A 1,798-nucleotide genomic window follows, 5' to 3' on the forward strand; every position below is an offset into this window, starting at 1 on the left:
GCCGTTATGGAGGCCATCGATTACGGCCCTGGAAGGAACATCGACAGGAACAGGATACAACGCTACGCCTCCTGTGGATTTATACACAAGGGTGAAAATATGCTCATTACCGGGAGCACCGGGGTGGGCAAGAGCTATCTGGCCTCGGCCATTGGGCACCAGGCCTGCTCAATGGGGTACAGGACCATGTACTTCAACACGGCCAAGCTCTTTACCCTGCTCAAAACCTCAAAGGCGGACGGGTCCTTTCTAAAATTCATTGGAAAACTTGAAAAACAGGACCTGCTCATACTGGATGACTTTGGCCTAAAACCATTGGACAACATCAACAGGCACTCTTTGATGGAGATCATAGAGGACAGGCACGGCAAAAAGTCCACTATTATAGCCTCACAACTGCCCGTGGAGGCATGGCACGATGTCATCGGTGAAAAAACAATCGCTGACGCCATCCTTGACCGTCTGGTGCACTCAGCGCACAGGGTGGACATTAAAGGGGAATCTATGAGGAAAAAAATTAAAAATAAACATTAACTTCACCACCAAAATGAGTCGATCTCGTGCACTTGATTTGCACTGCTCACTTTCATCCGCCGCAGGTGGTATACATTGACCGCCCTATCCATATAAATTCAAAATGGCCTGCGCTTTATCTGGGATTTTTAAACTTACCGGTTTAGAGTTCTTGTTCATTACATAGAACAAGCGATTATCTTTGAAATCACTCCATTTAATCTGCACAACATCTGAAATACGTATTCCGGCAAAATAAAAGGCCATTAACCATACATTTCGGGTGTGCCAAATAGAAGTTCCTGGTTCTAATTCCAATTGCTCTATCCTTTCAACTTCTTTGATCGTAAGACCGATTTTATGACCTGAACCAATCCTTATTTTTTCCTTTTCACCTGCAAAGGGGTAATATTTAGATGGAACTATGTCGTCTCTTATAGCTACGTTGAACAAAGTACGGACAAAGATGAGTTGATTGGTTATGGTTCGTTCTTTATGCCCTAAATAAATAGTACAAAAATTCTTGAACCTTTCAATAAAACGTTCATTGATATCTTGAAATCTAAGTGACGGTTTGTTTTTGAAATAAAGTACCGAATCATAAAAGTCGGTTTCCGATTTGCGTCCATCACTGATGCGTTTTTTTCTCCGTCTTTTGATACCCTCAATGATTTCATCTTTCTTCAAGGAACGTTTAAGGTTTAAAAATTCATCGATATTGAAAAGAATTGACATTTCGGCCTTGGCAACAGAAATGGTTCCCCTATCGTATTTGTCCTTTATACGTTCAGCAGCTAGCACAAAAAAAGGTTTTTCCCCTTCCACTCCTTTCAACTTTTGCAGGGCTTGTTTTGGAGTTAGGCTTTCTTTCTTCAAATCAAAATAAATATCATTGGCCTCTATCAACTTTTTCATAAGAAAGTTGTTCAACTTTTTATAATTGGGATGTGACCTTTTGACCGTAGAAGCAGTTTTATCCCAATCTTTTTCAAGAATGTACTGGCCCAAAAACCGATAACTTGTTCTGTAATTATCGCTTACTCGCAATGCAAGTGGTGCTGAACCGTCCTTTCTTTCCTTATTTTTCCGTCGAACAATCTTAATACTGGCCATAACTATCCTCTTTAATCCTTAATAAAAGTACAACTTTAAACAAAAAAAGGGGTACAGAATAGGTACAGAATAAATTGATTTTAAATGGAATTATTCGGTATTCTTTAACATTTAAAAAATCATAACTAATTTATTTTCAATTATTTAAATATTATTTGATATATAGCTTATG

At 39.0% G+C, this 1,798-nt stretch carries 2 protein-coding genes; one reads left to right on the forward strand and one right to left on the reverse strand.

Translation table 11 applies throughout. The features are described 5' to 3' along the window. Nucleotides 1-534 (forward strand): ATP-binding protein (locus A7D14_RS07165; RefSeq protein ID WP_067032083.1); only part of this gene is annotated, 534 nt, incomplete at its 5' end. 84 nt (nucleotides 535-618) lie between these two features. Here A7D14_RS07165 and A7D14_RS07170 read toward each other — a convergent pair. Then, nucleotides 619-1,626, reverse strand: a complete 1,008-nt coding sequence (locus tag A7D14_RS07170; protein WP_083158014.1) for a phage integrase SAM-like domain-containing protein — start codon at nucleotides 1,624-1,626, stop codon at nucleotides 619-621. Between the last annotated feature and the right edge of the window lie 172 nt (nucleotides 1,627-1,798).

The organism is Allomuricauda sp. CP2A (assembly GCF_001683915.1).
Classification (GTDB): Bacteria; Bacteroidota; Bacteroidia; order Flavobacteriales; family Flavobacteriaceae; genus Flagellimonas.